Source organism: Methanococcus voltae, assembly GCF_017875395.1.
In the GTDB taxonomy this organism is placed as follows: Archaea; AGJL01; Methanococci; order Methanococcales; family Methanococcaceae; genus Methanococcus; species Methanococcus voltae_C.
In genome coordinates this window covers 1-21655 of record NZ_JAGGMO010000004.1, presented here as the reverse complement: position 1 = coordinate 21655, position 21655 = coordinate 1, and the positions used below count along the sequence as shown (strand labels likewise).

The following is a 21655-nucleotide window of genomic DNA, read 5'->3' as shown; positions in this document are numbered from 1 at the left end:
TATCTAATTTGTGATCTTAATTATGACCTATATCTTCTAATCTTTCATTCAGTATATTATTTACTTCTTTAAAATTATTTGTTTTCACACGTTCAAATAAGTCCGTCTCAAAACCTTCATCCAATACGTGCATAAAATTGTCAAATGAACACATTTGTTGAGATATGGGTTTATTACTATTTTCCTCGATGCATTTACTCTTACAAATTAAGAGTTTTAATTGGCACTCTTTATTTACCGTGCTATATTTTCCATTATTATGGGCTAGGGTATGAATATTGGGGGATAATGCTATTAAATTTTCATAATAATGACTTATATTGGGGTACTGAGATTTAGGAAATATGTGATGTATTTCAGGATTACCCTGAAAAATATCATTATTTAACTCTGAAATGCCATTTTTATAGTTTTTAATATATTTTTGGTAGTTGAATACGGCATTTCTTGATAATCTTTTTAAATTAATATAATTATTTTTTTTAGCTATTATATTTTTCCATTCTTCCCGAGTTAGGTTTTTTGGCTTTTTATTTTGTATATCCCTAAAATTGTCTACAGAATATATTAAATCAGGCCATTTAATAATATCTTTAGACATAAAACCCCTTTTAGTACCTTTTGCATTATTTTTAAAAGCTAAAGGATTCATTACCTTTATAAATATCCTATTAGGTTCAAATTCCCCATTTATATTAGTATTTGCTATTGTAAATTCTTTGAATTTCTGTTTAAGCTCTTGAAAAGTATCTGGGGTTTGATGATTAAAATAATTCTGAAATAATGAATAAATGGAAGAGTCATCTAAAACTTTTTTAATATATTTTACTAAAAAATTTAAAGAATTAGTTGGGGACAATGATATATATTCTAAAATTGTCAAATTAATAATAGCATAATAGTTACGTCCCCTTTTCTTTTCTTTATTTAAAATACCTGCATAACTCATTAACTCCATAGGCTGTTGAAAAAATTTATCATACTCGTTCTTAGCACCCTCATGATCTGTACTCGGTTTTTTAAAATTTTCAACTATTAACTTATTACTATCGTCATTATGCCATATATCTGCTGATTTAAAAGAATGATTTTGATTTTTTTTAGCATACATTAAAATACATTCTGCGATAATTGATAAAACGTCAGGCGTGCATTTTTGATCTATCCATCTTGCATTTCTGCTCTTTTTAATATCATAGTCTTTACCAGATAATAATTCATCTATGGGATTATTATTTGTAATTTGTGTCATTTTCCTGCCCTCGATTAAACTTTCCAAAAAAATAAACGGAAGTTTTATCAATGTTTAATGATCTAGTCTGATAATTTCTAGCTATATGGTAAAATTCACGATATTCTGGGGAAGAATAATACTCCATTTCTTCAGTGGTTAGTGAAAATTCTTTTTTAGGTATTAATATTGCCACCGACCCATTCACTAGCATACCATTTGGTTTTTTCATAACACGCGGATTATATGTCATATTTGGTGTTAGGTATACTTCATCTTGATATAAGTATTTATAAACAGAAAAATTTTCTGCAATTTCTTTTTTAACATATGAATCATAATTGGGTATGTCTAAAACTTTTTTACCATTATCAGATATATTTCTTGATTTTAAAACCCTAATTCCATCTGAAGAATTAGTATTTGAATTAGTTAATTGCCTATCTCTAAAAACTTTAAATATTCCAAATTCCATATTGTTACAAATTTCGTCAAATTTATCATTTCTATAAATTATCCAATATGGGAGTTTGTTATCAAATATGTACTTCTGTTTTTGCTTTATCTTTTTATTTTTAGGTATTGATTTGACATGCACGTCTTTTGGTTTTTCATTTAATGAAATCGTTAGGCAGATTGTTTCCACAAGAACTCCTTTAAATCCATATTCTCCAAAATCAATAATGTCCGTTACATTATATTTTTCAATATATTCTCGACTTAATTCAAATTCAGGGGTATTTAATAAAGATTTAGGTGTTATCATCGAAACATAATTACTTATTGTCATACATTTCTCTAAAAAAAATGCAAAAATATTAGTCGTTTTGTTATTATATCTATTTTTAGAATATTCTTTAACCAATGGATCTTTTGATTTTAATTTTGTAAATGGAGGGTTGCCCACCGTTAAATCATATTTTTTCAATACATCATATTTCAAAAAATCAGCATTAATAAAGGATATATTAACATTATTTGGAATATTCATTTTCATTATCAAAGTTTTCAATATATTTAATGAATCATTATCTATATCTACAACATCTATATTCAAAATTTTAGCATAATCATATTTTTTTATAATAATATTTAGGAAATTCCCTACGCCCACAGAGGGTTCTAAGATATTTATCTCATCTTTAGTCAAATCAGGCCAAGTTTTTACAATTTCATTAATTATTGACTTATTTGTGTAATATGCAGAATTGGCAGTTCGTTTATTATTTGTAAGTTCTGCAATTTTTGACAAAGATGCAATACAATAGTTATATTCATTTTTTTCAATAAATTTTTTTAAATTATCGATGTCGTTTAATTGATATCTTTCAATTAAACTTTCAACCTGTGTGTTTTTCAAATGTTTTTGATCCAAAAAATCTGATATTTTTTTAGATACATTTTTAAAAATTTCCGTAGGAACAGATTCACCAATGGATTGTCGGATATTAAGCTCTTCTTTCTTAAAATAAGCTTTTTTTTCAATGTCAGATAATTTAGATATTTCTGCAATTGATTTTTCTGACCACTTAAATTCACAAGGTATTGTCATCATCAACGTTAATTCCCTAATGCTAAACACCCTATCGTCATGGGGGTGTACGGTATTTTGACTGGCTAATTGATCATTTCTAGTATGGATACATGGACCAACTTTAGTCCAATATTGTCGCCTATATTTATCTCCATTTTTATTTTTATTATATACTATTTCCCCATTTACTATTTTATGAGGTATATTTTTAGGATTTTTATTTTCAAATGCAGATTCCCCTTCATTTAGTTCTGAAATCCAACTTCGCATGTGTTTTGGATAAGCCCTAAAGCGATGATACACGTCATTAGGGTCATACTGATCGAAATCTTCCAAACGTATTAAATGACCAATAGTTTCTTTTAATGTTTTTTCTTTTATCCTATCAGGGAATAATTCGATAGGGCTTATATAATCCGCTAAGTCTTTTCTAACGCCTATGACCAAAGTTCTTGACCTACTAGAGCAGGCCCCATAATTTTTGAAATTTATAACTTCGCCATATATGGAATACTCTTTTGCTAAATTTTCAGATATTGCTTCGCCTATCTTTTTATTGATCCCATCCAAATCTGTACATATGGTTTTCATAAATGAGGGTACATTTTCAAAAATAAAAAATTTGGGCTTTATTTTTTTTACCAAAACGATAGATTCAGTTACTAGTGAATTCCGTATTATTTCATCTTTTTTCTTTTTATGATTTGCTACGGACATACCTTGACAAGGGGGGGTAGCAATTATTACATCAACATCAGTTATCTTTTCAACAGATTTCCATAATTTAAGTTCATTAAATAATTTTTCTTTGATACTTTTTTCAGATATATCTCCACAAATATAACCACTTTCATATTTACATTTTTTGTTAAATTTTTGGATTTTTAATCTTCTTTCGATTAATTCATTTGATGCGATGCACTCAAAATTATTTAATTTAAAACCATAGCATCCAATTCCTGCACCGCTAAATAAACTAATGTATGTTTTTTTATTATCCATATTAATCCTCAAAATTCTGAAAAAATTAATTTTTTAAAACTTTTCTTTTTTAGTATTATAATAATATTGTTGATTTTATAATATTATAACTAAACTACTATAAAAAATAGTCCCGCGTACTCACAATACTAAGGACTAACAAAATATCGTTTTAAAAAAAGTTTCCTCACAAATTACAGGACCACGATGTAAGCAACGGTTTTAGTCCTGCGGATTAAATTAAGACATATCTCAATGGATTATCGAGTTAAGATATTGAAATTTGGTGAAAATACCCCATTTAGCAATCTAACTAAAAATAAGTTGTTTATCAACTTTCCGGACTGCTAATCCCGTTGAACTTTGTTCAACCCGCGTTCAAATCGCGGTCTCCGCGTATTCTTTTATTGAAGTTTTATTTAAGCTTAGTTTTAAAATCTGTTTTATTTAAATTTGCTATTCTTTTAAAGTAGTTATTTTATAGTTTTATAGCTTTATTTAAGTACGTTATACCCTTATTTTTTTAAAATCCATCTACGGGCTTATTGAACTTATTTTTTAATTTAAAGAGTTTTTAAAGAAAATCTCAAAAAGACACCAAGTAAACTGCTCTCTGTTAGGGCTATAAAAGGCATAGCTTAGTAAGGACTTGCAAAGTTTACTCACACTACACGGGATTAAAAACATTTCACCCCATATCGTTAATATATCGAAATCCCTCGATATATATATAGTCCCGTAATTTAGTGTACGGGACTACTTAAAATAGGGTAATCCCGCAGATAAAATGAATAAAAATGAATAATTATTAAACATTTAAGTTAATAGTTAAGCGGGTTTTTTAGCCCCCTGTATAAAATAGCTATTTTTGGCGAGAAAGTGTATTTTTTTAGAAAATATTACATGGCAAACAAACCAATAAATAAATAATATGTATAAATATCATATCAATTATACTTATTATATATTAAAGGTAGAAGTATGACTTATGAAAAAATACTTGACCCTGGTACAAAAGTATTGAATGGAACTAAGATATATGAATCTCGACACTTTAATAATAGTACTACACATTGGAGTAAGAAATTAAAAAAGAGAAAAGATCACTGGTTAGGCGATGGAGTATATTTTTTCGAAGAAGAATTAAATGCATATGATTGGATACTAACATTACATTTTCGAATGGTCGATACATATTATTCATCTTTAGACTTGCTAAAAAATGATTTATTTGATAAATATACTATATTAACTTCGGAAATAAATATACCTAAAGATCGGATCTATGATTTAGATGACTTAAAAACCCTACTAACCTTTAGAGAAATTTGCAATGAAGTGTTTATGAAAATAAGAAATAAAAAAAATATGGGAATATAGTAATTTCTGAGGGAACTTTGATCAATTTTATGTTTGAAAATATGGGTTGGAATAATCTTTTTGATGTTGTAATTCATACATTTCAAAATAAAGCATCAGAAACAGAATATTACGCACATATTTATAAAATCCCTGAAAAGCAGATATGTATTAAAAAAGAAGGACTTATTAAAAATATTAAATATCATAATTGTAACTCTTTTGAAGAGTGTTTTATGAAATTACATAATGCGTATTCATATTGGTATTGAGGTGAGAATATGGATATAACTGAAAAATTATTAAAAATGGCTAAAGATTATTTAAATAATATAACTGAAGATCAATTAATGGATGAGTTAATTGAATGTGGTTCATATGAAATAGAACCTGCCCCTAGTCCAATTTATGAAAGAAATGGATATTCTAAAAAAGAATCAAAAACTGTGCCCTATATTGAGGAATTTATCAATAATACATCAGAAAAATGTAATATCGGATATAATATAGAATATACCAATAATGGAACTAATTCATCATATAACGGTGAAGAATCATGGAATCTAACGATTGCGTTTTAAAATTTAAAGGTTATGGTGTAAATGGAGTTTCATTTTTAACAAATTCAATGTTTTCTTTCTCAGTACTAAATTTTAAAACATTAATGGATAATGAAAAATAAGCTAAAATATTAAAAATATCATTTTGCAATTCCTCCGCATCAAATATTAAATATGTTCTTGCTAATAATTCATTATTGTATTCAATATTGTCCAAATCAATGTATGTTTTTTTCTTGTAATATTTGTTCTATTACATAATAAATAAGATATTTTATTTCATTTTTTAACAATTCACTTTCTTCGAAATCAATTTCATCGCAATTGTATAATATGTTATATATACTTCTAAGGTTATAATCATCATATTTTTTTAATAATTCTAAGTTTATTTCAGTACTATTATTTATTACTTCATTCATTTTACTACTTGTCAGCTCTATTTCTTGACCTAACAAATTATTTAAAAAATGATTGATAAAATTTGATTTGTAGTCGGAAGTCTAAATTTTTATTTTATTGGAAATATGGCTTTTAAGGTCTCAGAAACGATTTTAAAATAGTTTTGCAAAATATTTTTAAAAATATAATCTTCTTAATTGGGTACATAATTAATTAATTAATTAATTAATTCGTCAGCGTAGTTTAATATAGTGCTTTTTTTGGCGATTTTTGTTGTAATTATATCAGCATGTTTAAATATTGCTTTTTAAATAAATATAATATGTAACTTACTAAACCTTACCCATGATTAATTTTTTAAATGTTCTTTTAATTTATTTTTATTTTATTTTACTTTATTTTAAGTTTAAATGTACCTACATAATATAACTCAAAACTCAACTTGGGGGATACAATGCTTGAAATACATATAAAAAACTATATTCTTATTCTCGCATTCCGTTAAAGGGGCGAACTGGCGGAGCACTCGCAACAAGAGAGTTTAAGGATAAGCTATATTTATTTTACAACGGACTCGATAAAGAAAGTATATGGTACCAAACTTATGATGGAAATAAGTGGGCGAAAGAAAAAAGATTAAATGATAAAATAACAGGTGGAGCACTTGTAGCAACAGTATTTAATGATAAACTATTTCTCCTGTATCAAGGAATGAATGTAAATAATATTTATGCAAGGTTGATGGTAGATAAATTCATTTTTACCGATACAGATGAATATAATCCAGAGAATAATTACCGTTTCGCCGAATTATCTAACTTAGTATATGCGGATAGTGATAAGATAATGGATCAAGTTTGGGCATGGGAACGAACTGATCCTTCCATTGATTGTATTATAAGAGATGTAGGCCCATATAGATTCATGGTTTTATACAACGAACGCTTCATAATATTGGTTTTTAGGGGGTCAGCTAATTTATCTAATTGGATAACTGATCTTGATAAAAAGTTAACAGGATTTAAACAGGGGTCTGGGTATGTCCATGCCGGTTTTTATAAAAGTGTTCAAGAAATGGAACGTGCTATAAACAGCATTTTGAAACTAGTCAGAACTAATAATCAAAAAATATACATTACGGGACACAGTCTTGGGGGGGCTCAGGCTCTTTTATCTGCATTTGTATGTGATAGTTTAAAAGATTTTGAGCGTATTACAACTTTTGGACAACCTCGGGTTGGCGATAAAAATTTTGCTAAGTGGGTCACTGAAAAAATTCAAAATGACGCAAAAAATAAATCCAAATATTTTAGGGTAGTCAATAAGTATGATCCTGTGGCGAATCTCCCTTATTGGGGATATTATCATTGTAACAATTTTTATTTATCCTGTAATGAGGGAGAAAATTATACTTGCAAGGATGGAGAATTTAAAAGGCCTTTTGGAGGCACTACCGAGAGTATGGTTGAAGATATTAAGGCAGTAAATTCCGAGAGTATGGTTGAAGATATTAAGGCAGTAAATTCCGAGAGTATGGTTGAAGATATTGTGGCAATAAAGTTTAACCTATTTGCTAACCATTATATGGAATTATATTTGAAAAATGCATTTAGAAATATTAACTATGACCCATTTCATAGATAATATTCATACATAATATTTTTTTATTTTTTTAAAGAACTTTCTAAGTAACATTTTAAAAATTTGAAATAATAATAAGATATGTAAAATTTTATTATTTGGATTATATCTTATTTCAAAAAGAATATATTCTGATATATTGAAGATTCAAAATCAATAAAAGATATGATTACAGTGACAATGATTGTAGAGTATATGGTGATTATTACATTTTATATGTTTGAAGAAGTTCCAACCCCTAGATTATTCACTGTTTCAAACGATCGTAGCTCATTTACGTATTTAGTATAAGTTCCTATACCTTCATACCTGATCAGATGCTATCGAATACTTAAAACAACCATGATGATTTCTCAAATATAATTTAAATGATTTCTTTTTTTTAAACTATTTTTTAATATTAATTTATTACCTAAAAATTTACTTAAAAAGGGTTATATATTTTTAAAAATAAAATTGTTATATTATAAGTTTAAGGTGTTTATTTTGTCTAAAAAATTTAAAAGTTGGATGGATAAGTATATCCATTCCAAGTTATTCCTATCACATTTAGTTCTTTATACGTTATTATTCGGAATAGGATTTTATTTTTTATTAAATGCAGATTATGTTAATCAACTCATCGGTAAAACAATGATATTTTCATTAATTTTTAGTAACGCATTTTCTATAATAACAATATATTTAACTGCGATAGTAATTTCCATAGCATTACGCCCTAAAATAGATGTTAATAATTTAGGAATGAAATATTTGTTTAAAAATATTATGAAAATACTTTAATTATCTGATTATGTATTCCAATAGTTTTTATTGTGTTAATAGATTCTAACTATTTCAATTTTAATAGTGACTTATTTTGCAAATCACTTATCAGTAGTTTTGTGAATGCTTTTCTACCATTTACGTTTAAATGAGTAGAGTCGCTAAATAATGTATGGTTTGACGATATTTCGGTATGATTACTATAATCTAAATAAGTTACATTGTACTCTTCTGCTATTCCTGGAACAATTGAATAAAACTCATCATATACTTTTTGAGGGATTTTATTAGTATATTCATCCGTTGTAGGAATGGTAATCAATACTGGAGTATATCCATTATTTTTACAATATTCTATCATTTTTTTAGTATAATATACTGATTTATTATCAACAGGGCGGAATACTTGGAGTTTTGAATAGTAGTGATACCTAACGCAGTTTTCAGCATTATCTATTAACTCATTTTCTCCCATATATTTTATATTATATTTCCAAGGATTAGATATGTTGGCTTTATCTTTGATTAAATACAAGATATTACCATTTCCTGAGGATAGTATGGGAAATAACACATAGCGAATATATTTTTCAAAAGTTATGTTTAAATATTTATCATCTAAATATCCATAATAACGAGGTTCTTGTTTAGGTAATTGCTCGCTATAATTGTGATACAATGATAAGTAAGAAACTGGTATAATTACCACACAATCTTCATTAAGGTGGTCAGAATACTGTTCTAACAAACAGTAGTCATAATACAGTAATTGATTAGTTAGTCCAAAGTTAAATGCGTTGTATGGTTCATTTTGGTAATCTATACCCATCATTCCGTGAGATGTTCCAAAATTAACCAGCTCTAAGTTATAACTTACACTGTTAAAGCTATACATATTATTTACATCTTTATAGCCGTTTGTATTACTATAAATTGCATTTAAACTATACAGCATTAACATAAATACAGTAATAAAAATCACTGATTTTTTTAATAGTCTTTTCAAATTACCACCTAAAACTGGAAGTATATAAATTCACTTGATTGAAATGCTCCATTTATTAATACCCAAAATATTATGAAGTAATAAATTGACCATCTTAAATATGTATTACTCAATATTTTAAATTTAATTGGATTATTTTCTTTGATATTTTGAGATATATGAATAAATTCCAATATTAATATTGCCGATACAATCTTTAGAGATGAATATGTTCCCAGACCAATATTGGACAAATCTTCGGCTAATTGAGGTACTGACGTACTAAAAATATCTGTGAATAGGTGTGTACACACATATAAAGCATCACTTATATTATTTGCTCTGAAAAATATCCATGCAAAAGATACAAATGAAAATACTGTCATCACTTTCAAGATATCTAATAAAATATTTGATTTAAGCTCTTTTCCAGCCAATAGTTGCCTAATTGTATTTTCTATGACTAAATAAGCACCGTGTATCGAACCCCAAATAATAAATGTCCAGTTTGCACCATGCCATAATCCACTTACTAAAAATACAATAAATAAGTTTAGAGAATGTCTTAGTTTAGAAACTCGATTTCCACCTAATGGAATGTATAAATAATCTCTAAACCATGTGGATAGTGAGATATGCCACCTCTTCCAAAATTCGGAGAAGGATTTAGACATATATGGACTTTTAAAGTTATCCATTAAGTCAAAGCCCAATATTCTTGCGGAACCAATAGCTATATACGAATACCCTGCAAAATCGCAAAATATTTGATAAGCAAAGAGTATGGTAGCTAGTATTAATGGTATTCCAGTATATTCATAAACATTATTATATATTGCATTAACTACAGGTGCCACATTATCCGCAATAGCCAATTTTAAGAAAAAACCCCATAATATTAATCTTAATCCTGAAACTGTTTTATCATAATCAAACTTATATTTTTCCCTAAACTGAGGTAATAAATGAGTAGACCTTTCAATAGGTCCAGCAACAAGTTGGGGGAAGAAAGATACGTAAAGTGCATAAATTCCAAAATGCTTTTCTGGCTCCTTAACTCCTCGATAAACATCGATTGTATAACTTAAAGCTTGAAACGTGTAGAATGATATCCCTACGGGTAGTAGTAAATCGAAAGTAGGCAAGTATACTGGTAAATTTAAATATTGGAATATTGATACTGTTGAATCACTGAAAAAATTATAGTATTTAAATACAAATAGTAAGCCAAGATTCAAAATTAAACTCATATAAAGGTAAGGCTTTCTATCTTCCTTTTCTGAAATTTTGCCCATTTTTAGAGCGGTAATATAAGATATTACTGTTGATAGTATTATCAATACGATGTATGCAGGATTCCAACTCATATAGAAGTAGTAGCTAGCAATTAGTAAAATTAGCCACCTATATTTTGAACGAGTAATGAGAAACAGTACAAGTACCAATGGAAAGAAAACTAGGTATTCCATGGAATTAAATAACAATATAATCACCATTTAGTTAATTATATTAAAAAATTTAGTTAACGATATGATATTATGATATATAAATATATGGTTAATTCCCGTATATATTATATTATATTATATTATATTATATTATCTTATATTATTTAGTACATAATATATCATAACTATATAATTAATTAGGAAGCATCATGATTCAATAATAAATAATAATAAAAATAAATAATAAAAAATATAATTCTTGGCAAAAAAATATTAAATGGAGTTTATAATTTTTTATTATTCGTTTCAAAGTTTCCAAGTAATGAATCTTCATCAAACTTAGGAAGAGATGGAGCTTTAAATATAGGTTCTTCAAACGGTTCTGGAATCTTAATAGGTTTCGGCGGTGTTGGAGGAACTGGGTCAGGTATATTAATTTTAATATTTGGTAGGCTCGGAGTTTCTGCAACTTCAACGGTTTTTAACTTTTGGATCTGTGCAGTTTTTTGTAATGTTATATTTTTGGCGGTACATTCAAAGGTTTATCAGTTATTTTATTAAGATTTAAAATACTCATTATTTCAAAATTTGGATTGATTATATTATCAATATTTTATTTTATTCTTATTTTCATTTTTTATCCGTTTTCGTTTTAATTAATTGCATAATAAATTCTTTATCATTTTTAGTATTGTATAGTTCCCTTAAATTTTTATATTCCCTATATTCTTCAGTAGTTAGTGAAAATTCTACATATTTTTTAGTTTTTTCATCATTAATTATATTTAAATAAGACAAATCTTTTAAAAAATATAATATCTGCCTGTTTGGTCCTTCAATTTTTTCAATTATCTCTTTTTTCCGAAGTTGTTTAAGTCGTGAAGATAAATGACTTGAACCTTCATTTAAATTATATGCCTTTTTTAATTCCTTTGAAGAGATAACGCCCCCGTTCTCAACTATTTTATCTAATATTTCGCCCTGCGTTACCACTACCCTCACCTATCTCTTTTGATTTAATTTTAAGTTCCCCATTTCTTTCAGAAATTTCTAAAAAATCTTTATAATAATTGGCCACATTTTTTATTATCTTAAATGCTGTTATATTATTCATAGTACGTCCCCTTTAAACTAGATTGTTTCCTAACTTATTGGTTATATCTTTATAATCTTCTATTATATAACTGTTATCATTTATGATAACTATTAACATTATAGCAAACTGTATATATGATTATAACGAATATGATAATAAAATAATAAGAAATAAAAATAAAATAATAAAATAATAGTAAAAATTTAAAAAGGTATATTATGATATTAAAATCCCTGTCAAAATCAAATATGCGTAAGATTTTGGAAATTATAAGAGAACACGAACAAATATATTTTGGGGAATTAATGGATATTTCTGAAATATCAAAAGGAGCTTTGGGACGGGCTATTCGAGAACTATACGAACTAAATATTATAGGTAAAAAAGAGGTAGGTGGAACCCACAAATTTCCTAGGACCTACTATTACCTAACCCCGATAGGTAAAAAAGCTTTTGAGATATTTAACTTAGGAGATGAATTAGATGACGAGATTATGAATTTTAATGTTCGAGTATTAGAAAATAATGGAGTGATTGCAAATAAAATAGAAAATCTAGAATTTTCAATAAACAATTGTGAAAAAAAGAATTAAATCCTAAACATATATATTTTATTAGATACATCTAAATCATATGGTAAATTTAATAAACTAACTAATTTATAGGCTATGATATTATGAAAAATCTAAGAAAATTAGAAAATGATAAATTCACAGATGATGATATTTTAGAATTGGTAGATTTTGAAGAGGTTGAAGAATCTAAAAAAAATAATTTAAACGTTAAAATAAATAATGGGGTAATTGCAAATAAAATAGAAAATTTAACTTTTAAAAAATAATGATTTGCCCACAAATATCTAATTTTGATCATTTTAATTGCAAGTATGAATTTGAACAACTCAAAAAGGATTTTTATCATGAAAAAAATGTGGGATGTGAAGAATCGTTTGAAAAAACGTGTTTAAAACTATGTTCTTTAATGGGTACGTTTATAACTCATGTAGCTATTTTAGATTTTAAAAATGAAGTTAAAAAAAAAGAAATTTTAGAGATTATACATACTTTAGAAATTGAATTAAAAATTCTAAAAAAATTATATAAATAAATATAAAAATAATTATTTTTGATTTTTATAATATGGCGTATTTTCTATAAAGAAGTTTATTTTTTCAGGTGAAATCTCTTCAAGTTCTAAGAAATATTTTAATTTAGAAAGTCGGACTACGTTTTCATATATTTCATGTCCATTATCATCCTGTAATTGGGAAGCAATACGTTTTAAATTATTTTCATTAATTTTACTAAGTACAAAACCCATTGCTGGTTCATTTAATCCCATCAAGGTCTGAGTATTTGATGAAACGGTAGTGTTTTTTGATAGTGAATAAACTATAGGGTGCTCTGTTGATACATAATTTTTTTTATTTTTAAATTCGATATATTTCATAAATAAATCGTTAGATTTCAAATATTCTTCGGTATCTCCTAAGATTTCTTCACTTATTTCTTCTTCAGTTAACTTTGTCAAATTTGCAAATATATTCATTCCTGAAATATGTTTTATGTTTTGCATACATTCTAAAATTATACTTTTATCAAGGTTTTTTAACACATAATATATTTTTTCCTTACTTATTCCTGAAAGTATGGTACTTATATGTTCAAAATGCAAGCCTTTGTAAAGTTCTTTAATTATTTTAACTAATTTTTCATTAGAAATATAATTAAAATCTAAATAATGGGGTTCTTCTGATAAATATGGATTATTAGGTTCGTCGGGTTTTTCTCGATATTTGTATATTATTTTATCGAGAATTAAGTAAGAGTCTTCACTTTTTTTCAAAGAATTTATTAGTATTTTTGTATTATTTTCAGGATCTTTAGTGATAACAAATAATTTATCTAATCCTTCAAATATTTTCCAACTGATATGTTCTTTATTATGTGGAAGCATATAGTTTAAACTACTAATTAATCCATCGGAAACTATTTCAATATTATTTTTTGGAGTATCGTGTAGTATTTGCGGATTAGTACATAATTTTGAAATATATAATTCTAACCGATTTTCCTTAGATAGTTTTTGTAAAAAACCTAAATAATCTTTTTCCGAAAGATTTTCAGTTTTTTGGAACATCAAGTCTTTATCAAAACTATAGTCTGAGCTATCGTATAAAAAGTAAGTTTCAAAAGAGTTTTCCCCATATATTCTATTTTCTAAATCACCCTCTTTTGGACTCATCTCGTTAATATTATTAAGGGGTGAATTAGGAAATAAACCCGTAAGTAATTGATCTATATCTTCGACAGGTATATATCTATTATTTAAACGTTCTTTTATTTCGGAATACCGATCTATTTCAGTATTGATTAAATTACTGGTAGAATACCCGCCTACAGATGTGGAATAACCTACAAATAATTTTTTATTATTTTTAATCCAATCATAAATTTCAGGCGTAAAAACTTGTAACGAAGTTAATACAATTAAATCTATCTCATTTACCTTACCCTTTAATAAATTATAATTAAAATTAAATATGGCTAAATATCTATTAACATCTCGAATATTATTTAACATGTTGCTAAATGATAAGTGATAAAATTCATAGTATTGGGGAATGGTTGTAGGGTCTTTCCCCATTATTTTTTCCAATTCTTTTTCCAAAATATTTTCTAAAACTATTCCATGTGGATGGGGCATTTTTATTGGAAACTGTACAATCTTTTCAAGATAGTGCATTCCATAGCCTTTTTGACAATTTTCTAATGCGTTGGATACAATTTTTTCATCAAACGATAAAACATAAGTTACATTTTTAAAATCTGCTAAGCATTTTACAAGATGAAATATTTGGCATATCTCTTTATCATTTAATCGGTCTATATCATCCATTACAACGATTATCTTAAATGGTAATTTTTCAAATTTTTTATTTAAATTTTCTTTTAGATTAACAATGTTATAAAATGATTCATAATTTTTTTGTATTTTTTTAGTAAGTTTTTTACCCACCAGCCCCATTCCCAATAATGTGGGGTTCATAACCGGTACAGATAATGCCATTATTTTTTCAAAGTAACCATCTAACTGTTTGGATAAATCATTTATACTATCAAAAAGTTCTTCATTAACACATTCTTTTATATTTTTTAATTTACTCTGTCTATCTTTAAGTGCTCCAGATAACACTCCAAAAAAACGTAATATTAAGTCATCAGTTTCTGCAAAATACCAGGGGTTAAAATGAACAATCTCTGGTTTTTCTTTATTTTTTCCATTTTCATATTCTTTATTTAACGTATCCAAGGATTTAGTAAGTGAAAAAGTCTTACCTGAGCCCCAGGAACCATAAAGACCGATTACAAAACCATTTTTATCTTGATCTTGCCAATTCATTACATTAGTTAGGTTTTCATGAAATTCCCTCCGTTCAAGAAGATCTTTACCTTCGCCATTGTTAATTCCCATTATTATATTTTTATTTCCCACATTTTCGCCCTCGCTTAGTATGTATTGTTAAATTATGTTTTAAATAGCTGGTTATGTTATGCTTAATTATATATTGAAATTATTAACACCTTAAAATTATATTACAACAATTTTATTTTTAAAAATATATAACCCTTTTTAACTGAATTTTTAGATAATAAATTAATAATATAGCATAAAAAAAACCTCAATTAATAATAATTTTAAAAAAATAAATTATGGAATAAGTTATTCCATATATAACGCTTTATATTCTTTTTAGTGTAATTATCAGTCATTAATACGATATAATTACAAATTGATGATTTAACGAAACTTTTAAAAAAAGTTTCATCAAAAGGTTAGTTAACTACCTTATAACCAGAACTAGTCCATTCTACTATAACAGGTTCTTCAGGTAATTCATTAAGAGTTTCAAAATATTCTAATGCAGCACGAGTTCCTAATCTATCAGAACCAGCTATATAGATCATATCATGACTTTGAATTATCGAACTACTATCATCAGGTATTTTAATTATTTGAATAACTCCTCTATTTTTGCCAGGATAATTATTTGATATTGGGCTACTGAATCTATCATTGTATTTTTTAGCAAATGCGTTTGAAATTGGCCCACCTACTACGATAGTATCTCTATCAATTTTATAATCGTCTGGATTAATGGTTTCTTTTAGATTTTTAGCTAATTGCCTATCAAAACTACTTCCGCATACGATTGCCGAGTTTGAAACTACGTTTTTAATAACATTTAGTTTGATTGTAGGGGATACGTCACTACTTCTACGGTTTCCATTGGAATGTCCCCTATTGGAACTTTGAGGGGTGTTTTTAGTCTTTACTACAATATTTACAGTTTTTGAGTTTTTATTTCCTAATAAATCCTCCGCATATATATTTACTTTATAATTACCGTCGCTCAATGTTTTATCTGCAATGTAATAGTTACCTTTTTTCGATAAGCTGATATCTTCATTATCTACATTTGCAGTTACCTTGCTTACGCCAGTATCATCTGTTACGGTAACATTTATCGATAGTTTGTTAGTTTTTATATTGCCTGCTTTTGGAGAATTTACTATTATTTTAGGGCCATTTGTATCAACAACATCTCCCAAACTATATTTTAAGACGGATAAGTCAGATATATTAGAGCTTTGAAGTACCAAATATAAGTATTTAGAATCATATGATACTTTGGGTTGTATTGGCAATGAATCTGAAATTTTAACGCTTGAATCGTTAAATAAGTGATTCCATAACAAATTACCATCTAAATCATATTTTAATAATCTGAAATATTTAATTAACTCGTTATTAATATCATTTTCAATAATACATACATATATTCCATCAGCTCTACCACATGGCCAATCTATTGAGTATATATTATCTGATTCATAAGTTGTATTCCATAACAAATTACCCGAATCATCAAATTTTAAAAGTGTAATTTGTTTATTTGAATTTTTATCTACTCCAGATATTTGTAAATATAATTTTCCATCCTTATATGAATAATAAATATTATCAATGTCATCAATTTCTTTTAAATTTGTTAATATTGATTCATTATGTAATAATGTACCATTTAAATCATAGTTTGATATGTTTAAATAATTATTTGATTCATTTGTCGTTATATTGAATATAAATACGGAATTATCGCTTTCGTATATATTATCGTCATATTTTTTATAAAACATCTTATATGAATTAGTTTCTAATAAATTTCCTTTATCATCGTATTTTAAAGATATTTTTTTAGATAAATTGGTAACGGATACATTTATCATATAATTGCCATCTTCATAACTATATTCAGTTATTTCATAAGCATCTTGAAGTTTATATGTCGTATTCCATAACAAATTACCATCTAAATCATATTTTAATGAAATTACTTCACGTTTATCGGTTTCATCTTTTGAAATAAGTGTTAAATATAAAATGTTTTCCTTACTAAGCTTTCTATATTCATCAATAATTCCCTTACATTTATAGGTCGTGTTCCAAACTGATGTATTTTTTAAGTATTTGGAAATAAGTATCTCATTATTTGAGGATGTATTTTTGCTAATGTAATAATAATCTGTGGAGTTATTATTTTTTATTATGTCTATATAATAATTATTATTAAATGTCTTATGTACTATCAAATTACCGTCAAAATCATAAACTGCATATACTAAGGCAGAATCGTCTTCAAAATTACCTGCAAAACTAATATATGGATTAGAATTGCCACTAATACTTGTGTGACCACCACAACTGTGGCCACCAGGTATCGGATTTGAGTTTATAATGGTTCTATTCCATATCAAATTACCCTCTAAATCATATTTTAATATTAGACGTTTTTTAGTGCCCGAGATAACTGTATAAATGCAGTCTTCTTTTAAGACTGTAAGATATGGGCAATACTCATCTTCAGGACATATGAAAGTACTATTCCAAATTAATTGAATATCATCGTTATCATTATTATTGGTAGGTTTAACATTTATTGATATTTTTAATGGTTTTGAGTTTTTATTACCTAATAAATCTTCTGCAAATACTTTTAAGATATAATCTCCATTATCTAATGTTTTATTTGCAATATAATAGTTACCTTGTTTAGTTAATGTGATATTTGCACTGTTAATATTTGCTATTACTTCTTTTATTCCATCTTTATCTGTTGCTGTAACGTTTATTAAGAATTTATTAGTTTTAATAGTGCCTGCGTTTGGAGAGTTTATAGTAATTTTAGTACTCTCTTCAACTACTATTTTTTTACCCGATAGGGGTAAGTTATCGATATTATTATCGTCTATTTTATGTACAGCATCACAGAAACCATCGTTATTGTTATCAGGTGTTATTTCTGAGAAACCTGTTCCGTTTGGGGCAAACCAATGGTTACCGCCACCATTTGACTTGGTTGTGTTCCAGTAGTTTATACCGCCTAATTCAACGTATGTATTTTTTGAATTATTCAATGAATTGTTATATATTGAGTTATTTTCTGAATTTTTTAAATATATGCCATAATTATTATTTGAAGTTAAATTATTTGATTTTAAAATATTATTTTTTGAATTTATTAACGATATTCCATTATATTTATTTAAATTTGCAGTATTATTAAATATGGTGGTATTAATTGTTCCATATGCTGAAATTCCTGAACCTGATTTACAAGATACTATGACATTGTTATCCACTTGTCCATTCACCATATTTACTATAGAAATACTAGTAAGAATATTTGAGGAAAGATGATTATCCCGTATTGTATAGTTATTTGAACCATATAAGTAAATACCATTGCGCGTGTTAGAATTTGCTATATTTGCTATTACACTATTGTTAGTTGACCTAAATAACGCAATACCATTATTTTTATTTAAATTTACAATATTATTGGATATTAAATTATTAGAACTTTCCTCATCTGCTGTAATACCAGATACTTCATTATTTGATGCAGTATTTCCAGTTATTACGTTATTGCTACTTTTTGACAATATAATACTTGAAGAAACCCTTGAACGTTGGGCTTCATTATCAGATATTCTGTTATAACTTGAATTTATCAAGTAGATGTTCCGATTATTCAAATTTGAAATACTATTTGATATATTGTTATAATTTGATTCATATAACCAAATACCCACCCGGTTATCACAACAATTTACATTATTGATTAAGGTATTGTTAGAATAACTAAGTAATATTCCCATCATGGTTTTGGTAATATCTAAATTCTCCATTTTCATATTTTTGCAGTTTGAGAGTATTACTTGACCCGCATCTTCTGGAACTGTTCCGCCTTTTTGATTTTTGAAGTAATATATCTTTTTCAAACCTATGTGGTTATTTTCTATCGTATGAGTATTCCAATGCTCTAATTGCGAACCTCGGATATATAGACCATAACCTTCAATATTACTGCCTATTATTGTAATATTTTCGCAGGAATGAAGTGCTATACCCCACATTCTGCTACCAGTTATTTCAACATTTTCTATTAAACTATTTTTCAATTTAGCTATATCCATACCACATACTTCAAAATTGTCTATTTTAATGTTTTTAATAGTAACATTGGATATGTAGTCATTAGTTAGTGTATTAATTCGAATAAATTGGGTCTCCCCTCCGCTTGATATGGTATAACCATTACCATCTATGATTACATCGCTACATTTAACGGTAATATAATTAGAGTTAAACGTTATATCATTGTTTAAATAATAATATCCGGGTTTATCAATTATTGTAGGTCCTGTTATGGGAATTCTAGAATCTGAAGTTGTACCTAAAGTCCGAATCTCTGGTGAAGCTACCGAGTTTGACAACGTAGTTTGAGTTGGAGCGATACTTTGTAACACGGGACTGTTACTTTTACTTGCGCCAATCGTACTAATATTATCATATGTATCCTTTGGGGTTGTATTATCATCACCAATAGTAGTACTTGTAGTACCAATAGTACTATTAATGGCAGTACTATTGTTAAGATTTGCAATAACATTGCTACTATCATTATTACCATAAGTGATAGATTCATTACTAGATTCATTAATTAATAAATTATTAATCGTATCTGTATCATTAAGCACTTCTAAACTCATATTGCCTGATTCATTACTAGAATCATTGGAAATATTTGCAATTTCCAAAGGCATTACCGAAGTAACCGTTAAAAGTACCAATAATACTGAGAATACTTTTTTTAAGTTGGGCTGATTCATTTTATCACAATTAAACCTTCTATATTATTACTATTTTTGTTATTTTAATCAATTTTTAGAATACAAATTAATTTATTTAGCAGTAATTAAATATATAATTATTTATTTAATCGTAAACATAATGATAAAATAGTATTCTAAATAATGTCATGTAAGGAAATATAATATAAATAGTATGAATAATAAAATAGTATCAATATGAATATGTTTTAAAATCTTTAAAATTAATGGTCGATTTTAAAGTTAAATGTAAATTTTAAAGTTAAAAGTTAAAAAGTTAAAAAGTTAATCTAAAAATTTGTTACCAATCTTTGGAGTTGAATGGAGTTGAATTATGTGTATATTAAAAAATTTAAGAATTTCAAAAATTTATCATTGTTGATGATTTTATTTGTTTTTATAAATCCAGTATTGGGATTAGAAACTGGAAGTTTGGATAGTTATGGATATACTGCAGATGATTGGGTTGAGGAAGGAAATAACTGTGTTAGCATACAGCAGTATGATAAAGCCTTAGAATGCTACGATAACGCCATAGCATTGGAGCCAAATAATGACAACATTTACATTTATAAAGCATATCTTCTTTACGATTTAGGGCGAGACGTGGAAGCTTTAAACTATTGTGATAAAGCCATAAGTGTAAACCCAACTAATTATCTTAATCAAATGGATAAAGGCTACATACTTCACGAATTAAGCAGGTATGAAGAAGCTATAAGTTGCTATGACAAATCAATACAAGTAAACAATAGCAACTATATATCTTGGTATCATAAAGGAAATGCACTTCACGAATTAAGCAGGTATGAAGAAGCTATCCAATGCTACGATAAAGCTTTGGAGATAGGTCCCGAAAGTGCGACTATCTACAATACTAAAGGAAATTCACTATACAATATGGATAAATACGATAAAGCTATCCAATGCTACGATAAGGCTTTGGAATTAGACCCGAATAACGTCGATATTCAAAATAATAAGAAACTTGCGGAAGAATTTAAGAGTCAGCTTGTAAATTCAAATACTAACAATGGAAATTCGCAAAATGATGGCCTGTTAGAATCCGTGAATTTCATGGATTTAAATTGGATTTTAGCATTATTGTCAATTTTCGTAGTTGCTACAATAATTATAATTGGATTAAAACAATATAATAAGAAAAATAAGAAAAATAAGAAAAAAGACATTAAAAAGATCAAAGATACCAATAATAAGAGTAAGAATAAAAAAGTAACGAAAGCTAAAGCTAAAACTAAAGTAAGTTCGATACCGAAAAATGTTGAAGAATATAAAAATAAATCCGTTGTAAAAGAGGATATAAAAGAGGATATAAAAGAGGATATAAAAGAGGATATAAAAGAGGATATAAAAGAGGATATAAAAGAGGATATAAAAGAGGATATAAAAGAGGAT

The 21655-nt window shown here is 26.8% G+C and carries 20 protein-coding genes; 11 read left to right on the top strand and 9 right to left on the bottom strand.

The window, feature by feature from the left end:
- Positions 1 to 16: 16 nt before the first annotated feature.
- The gene (locus tag J2127_RS05185) at positions 17 to 1252 is read right to left on the bottom strand and encodes a hypothetical protein (RefSeq protein WP_209732509.1); all 1236 of its coding nucleotides are present in this window, start codon (positions 1250 to 1252) and stop codon (positions 17 to 19) included.
- Positions 1233 to 3767, bottom strand: a complete 2535-nt coding sequence (locus tag J2127_RS05180; RefSeq protein ID WP_209732508.1) for a DNA cytosine methyltransferase — start codon at positions 3765 to 3767, stop codon at positions 1233 to 1235. Before J2127_RS05180 ends, J2127_RS05185 begins: the two co-directional genes overlap by 20 nt.
- A gap of 960 nt (positions 3768 to 4727) precedes the next feature.
- Here J2127_RS05180 and J2127_RS05175 point away from each other — a divergent pair.
- Genes J2127_RS05175 through J2127_RS08515 form a run of 4 tightly spaced genes read left to right on the top strand, consistent with a single transcriptional unit; the run spans position 4728 to position 5787 of the window.
- The gene (locus tag J2127_RS05175; protein WP_209732507.1) at positions 4728 to 5126 is read left to right on the top strand and encodes a hypothetical protein; all 399 of its coding nucleotides are present in this window, start codon (positions 4728 to 4730) and stop codon (positions 5124 to 5126) included.
- A 29-nt stretch (positions 5127 to 5155) separates the two neighbouring features.
- Entirely contained in the window at positions 5156 to 5377 is a 222-nt protein-coding gene (locus tag J2127_RS05170; RefSeq protein WP_209732506.1) for a hypothetical protein, read from the top strand.
- Positions 5378 to 5386: 9 nt separating this feature from the next.
- Positions 5387 to 5686: a hypothetical protein gene (locus J2127_RS05165; protein WP_209732505.1), complete on the top strand. Its 300-nt coding sequence runs from the start codon at positions 5387 to 5389 to the stop codon at positions 5684 to 5686.
- Positions 5662 to 5787 (top strand): hypothetical protein, encoded by a 126-nt coding sequence (locus tag J2127_RS08515; RefSeq protein WP_281063936.1) that lies wholly within the window; start codon positions 5662 to 5664, stop codon positions 5785 to 5787. The genes J2127_RS05165 and J2127_RS08515 overlap by 25 nt, the downstream gene beginning before the upstream one ends.
- A 96-nt stretch (positions 5788 to 5883) precedes the next feature.
- Here the strand turns inward: J2127_RS08515 and J2127_RS05160 are convergent, their stop codons facing one another.
- Positions 5884 to 6087 (bottom strand): hypothetical protein, encoded by a 204-nt coding sequence (locus J2127_RS05160; protein WP_209732504.1) that lies wholly within the window; start codon positions 6085 to 6087, stop codon positions 5884 to 5886.
- 904 nt (positions 6088 to 6991) lie between these two features.
- Between J2127_RS05160 and J2127_RS05155 the strand changes: the two genes are divergently transcribed.
- From J2127_RS05155 to J2127_RS05150, 3 genes are all read left to right on the top strand, one after another.
- Positions 6992 to 7711 carry a lipase family protein gene (locus J2127_RS05155; RefSeq protein WP_209732503.1) on the top strand — a complete coding sequence of 240 codons (720 nt, stop codon included), beginning with the start codon at positions 6992 to 6994 and terminating at the stop codon, positions 7709 to 7711.
- Between the two features lie 162 nt (positions 7712 to 7873).
- A complete protein-coding gene (locus tag J2127_RS08510) occupies positions 7874 to 7999 on the top strand; it encodes a hypothetical protein (protein WP_281063935.1) in 126 nt (41 codons plus the stop codon).
- A gap of 195 nt (positions 8000 to 8194) precedes the next feature.
- A complete protein-coding gene (locus J2127_RS05150) occupies positions 8195 to 8491 on the top strand; it encodes a hypothetical protein (RefSeq protein ID WP_209732502.1) in 297 nt (98 codons plus the stop codon).
- A gap of 49 nt (positions 8492 to 8540) precedes the next feature.
- Here the strand turns inward: J2127_RS05150 and J2127_RS05145 are convergent, their stop codons facing one another.
- The 4 genes from J2127_RS05145 to J2127_RS05130 form a co-directional block, all read right to left on the bottom strand.
- Complete coding sequence (locus J2127_RS05145; RefSeq protein WP_209732501.1) at positions 8541 to 9479, bottom strand: SGNH/GDSL hydrolase family protein; 939 nt, start codon at positions 9477 to 9479, stop codon at positions 8541 to 8543.
- A gap of 8 nt (positions 9480 to 9487) precedes the next feature.
- The gene (locus J2127_RS05140) at positions 9488 to 10825 is read right to left on the bottom strand and encodes an MBOAT family O-acyltransferase (RefSeq protein WP_209732500.1); all 1338 of its coding nucleotides are present in this window, start codon (positions 10823 to 10825) and stop codon (positions 9488 to 9490) included.
- Positions 10826 to 11536: 711 nt separating this feature from the next.
- Positions 11537 to 11899 (bottom strand): hypothetical protein, encoded by a 363-nt coding sequence (locus tag J2127_RS05135; protein ID WP_209732499.1) that lies wholly within the window; start codon positions 11897 to 11899, stop codon positions 11537 to 11539.
- Positions 11871 to 12020 carry a hypothetical protein gene (locus J2127_RS05130; RefSeq protein WP_209732498.1) on the bottom strand — a complete coding sequence of 50 codons (150 nt, stop codon included), beginning with the start codon at positions 12018 to 12020 and terminating at the stop codon, positions 11871 to 11873. The genes J2127_RS05135 and J2127_RS05130 overlap by 29 nt, the downstream gene beginning before the upstream one ends.
- A 200-nt stretch (positions 12021 to 12220) precedes the next feature.
- Here J2127_RS05130 and J2127_RS05125 point away from each other — a divergent pair, with 200 nt between their 5' ends.
- From J2127_RS05125 to J2127_RS05115, 3 genes are all read left to right on the top strand, one after another.
- Positions 12221 to 12595, top strand: a complete 375-nt coding sequence (locus tag J2127_RS05125) for a winged helix-turn-helix domain-containing protein (RefSeq protein WP_209732497.1) — start codon at positions 12221 to 12223, stop codon at positions 12593 to 12595.
- An 83-nt stretch (positions 12596 to 12678) separates the two neighbouring features.
- Positions 12679 to 12843 (top strand): hypothetical protein, encoded by a 165-nt coding sequence (locus tag J2127_RS05120; RefSeq protein ID WP_209732496.1) that lies wholly within the window; start codon positions 12679 to 12681, stop codon positions 12841 to 12843.
- Positions 12844 to 12932: 89 nt separating this feature from the next.
- The gene (locus tag J2127_RS05115) at positions 12933 to 13109 is read left to right on the top strand and encodes a hypothetical protein (protein ID WP_209732495.1); all 177 of its coding nucleotides are present in this window, start codon (positions 12933 to 12935) and stop codon (positions 13107 to 13109) included.
- Positions 13110 to 13121: 12 nt separating this feature from the next.
- On the opposite strand, the gene J2127_RS05110 is transcribed toward J2127_RS05115, so the two are convergent.
- Both J2127_RS05110 and J2127_RS05105 read right to left on the bottom strand, forming a co-directional pair.
- Complete coding sequence (locus tag J2127_RS05110; RefSeq protein ID WP_209732494.1) at positions 13122 to 15497, bottom strand: KAP family P-loop NTPase fold protein; 2376 nt, start codon at positions 15495 to 15497, stop codon at positions 13122 to 13124.
- Positions 15498 to 15838: 341 nt separating this feature from the next.
- Entirely contained in the window at positions 15839 to 20239 is a 4401-nt protein-coding gene (locus J2127_RS05105; RefSeq protein ID WP_209732493.1) for a NosD domain-containing protein, read from the bottom strand.
- A 336-nt stretch (positions 20240 to 20575) separates the two neighbouring features.
- On the opposite strand from J2127_RS05105, the gene J2127_RS05100 reads away from it, so the two are divergent.
- The coding region (locus tag J2127_RS05100; RefSeq protein WP_209732492.1) for a tetratricopeptide repeat protein at positions 20576 to 21655 on the top strand (1080 nt) is incomplete at its 3' end.

What these genes read in the sequence shown, in the direction of transcription:
- J2127_RS05185 (WP_209732509.1), bottom strand. Translation starts at nt 1,252, where the DNA reads ATGACACAAATTACAAATAATAATCCCATAGATGAATTATTATCTGGT.
- J2127_RS05180 (WP_209732508.1), bottom strand. Translation starts at nt 3,767, where the DNA reads ATGGATAATAAAAAAACATACATTAGTTTATTTAGCGGTGCAGGAATT.
- J2127_RS05175 (WP_209732507.1), top strand. Translation starts at nt 4,728, where the DNA reads ATGACTTATGAAAAAATACTTGACCCTGGTACAAAAGTATTGAATGGA.
- J2127_RS05170 (WP_209732506.1), top strand. Translation starts at nt 5,156, where the DNA reads ATGTTTGAAAATATGGGTTGGAATAATCTTTTTGATGTTGTAATTCAT.
- J2127_RS05165 (WP_209732505.1), top strand. Translation starts at nt 5,387, where the DNA reads ATGGATATAACTGAAAAATTATTAAAAATGGCTAAAGATTATTTAAAT.
- J2127_RS08515 (WP_281063936.1), top strand. Translation starts at nt 5,662, where the DNA reads ATGGAATCTAACGATTGCGTTTTAAAATTTAAAGGTTATGGTGTAAAT.
- J2127_RS05160 (WP_209732504.1), bottom strand. Translation starts at nt 6,087, where the DNA reads ATGAATGAAGTAATAAATAATAGTACTGAAATAAACTTAGAATTATTA.
- J2127_RS05155 (WP_209732503.1), top strand. Translation starts at nt 6,992, where the DNA reads ATGGTTTTATACAACGAACGCTTCATAATATTGGTTTTTAGGGGGTCA.
- J2127_RS08510 (WP_281063935.1), top strand. Translation starts at nt 7,874, where the DNA reads ATGATTACAGTGACAATGATTGTAGAGTATATGGTGATTATTACATTT.
- J2127_RS05140 (WP_209732500.1), bottom strand. Translation starts at nt 10,825, where the DNA reads ATGAGTTGGAATCCTGCATACATCGTATTGATAATACTATCAACAGTA.
- J2127_RS05130 (WP_209732498.1), bottom strand. Translation starts at nt 12,020, where the DNA reads ATGAATAATATAACAGCATTTAAGATAATAAAAAATGTGGCCAATTAT.
- J2127_RS05125 (WP_209732497.1), top strand. Translation starts at nt 12,221, where the DNA reads ATGATATTAAAATCCCTGTCAAAATCAAATATGCGTAAGATTTTGGAA.
- J2127_RS05120 (WP_209732496.1), top strand. Translation starts at nt 12,679, where the DNA reads ATGAAAAATCTAAGAAAATTAGAAAATGATAAATTCACAGATGATGAT.
- J2127_RS05105 (WP_209732493.1), bottom strand. Translation starts at nt 20,239, where the DNA reads ATGAATCAGCCCAACTTAAAAAAAGTATTCTCAGTATTATTGGTACTT.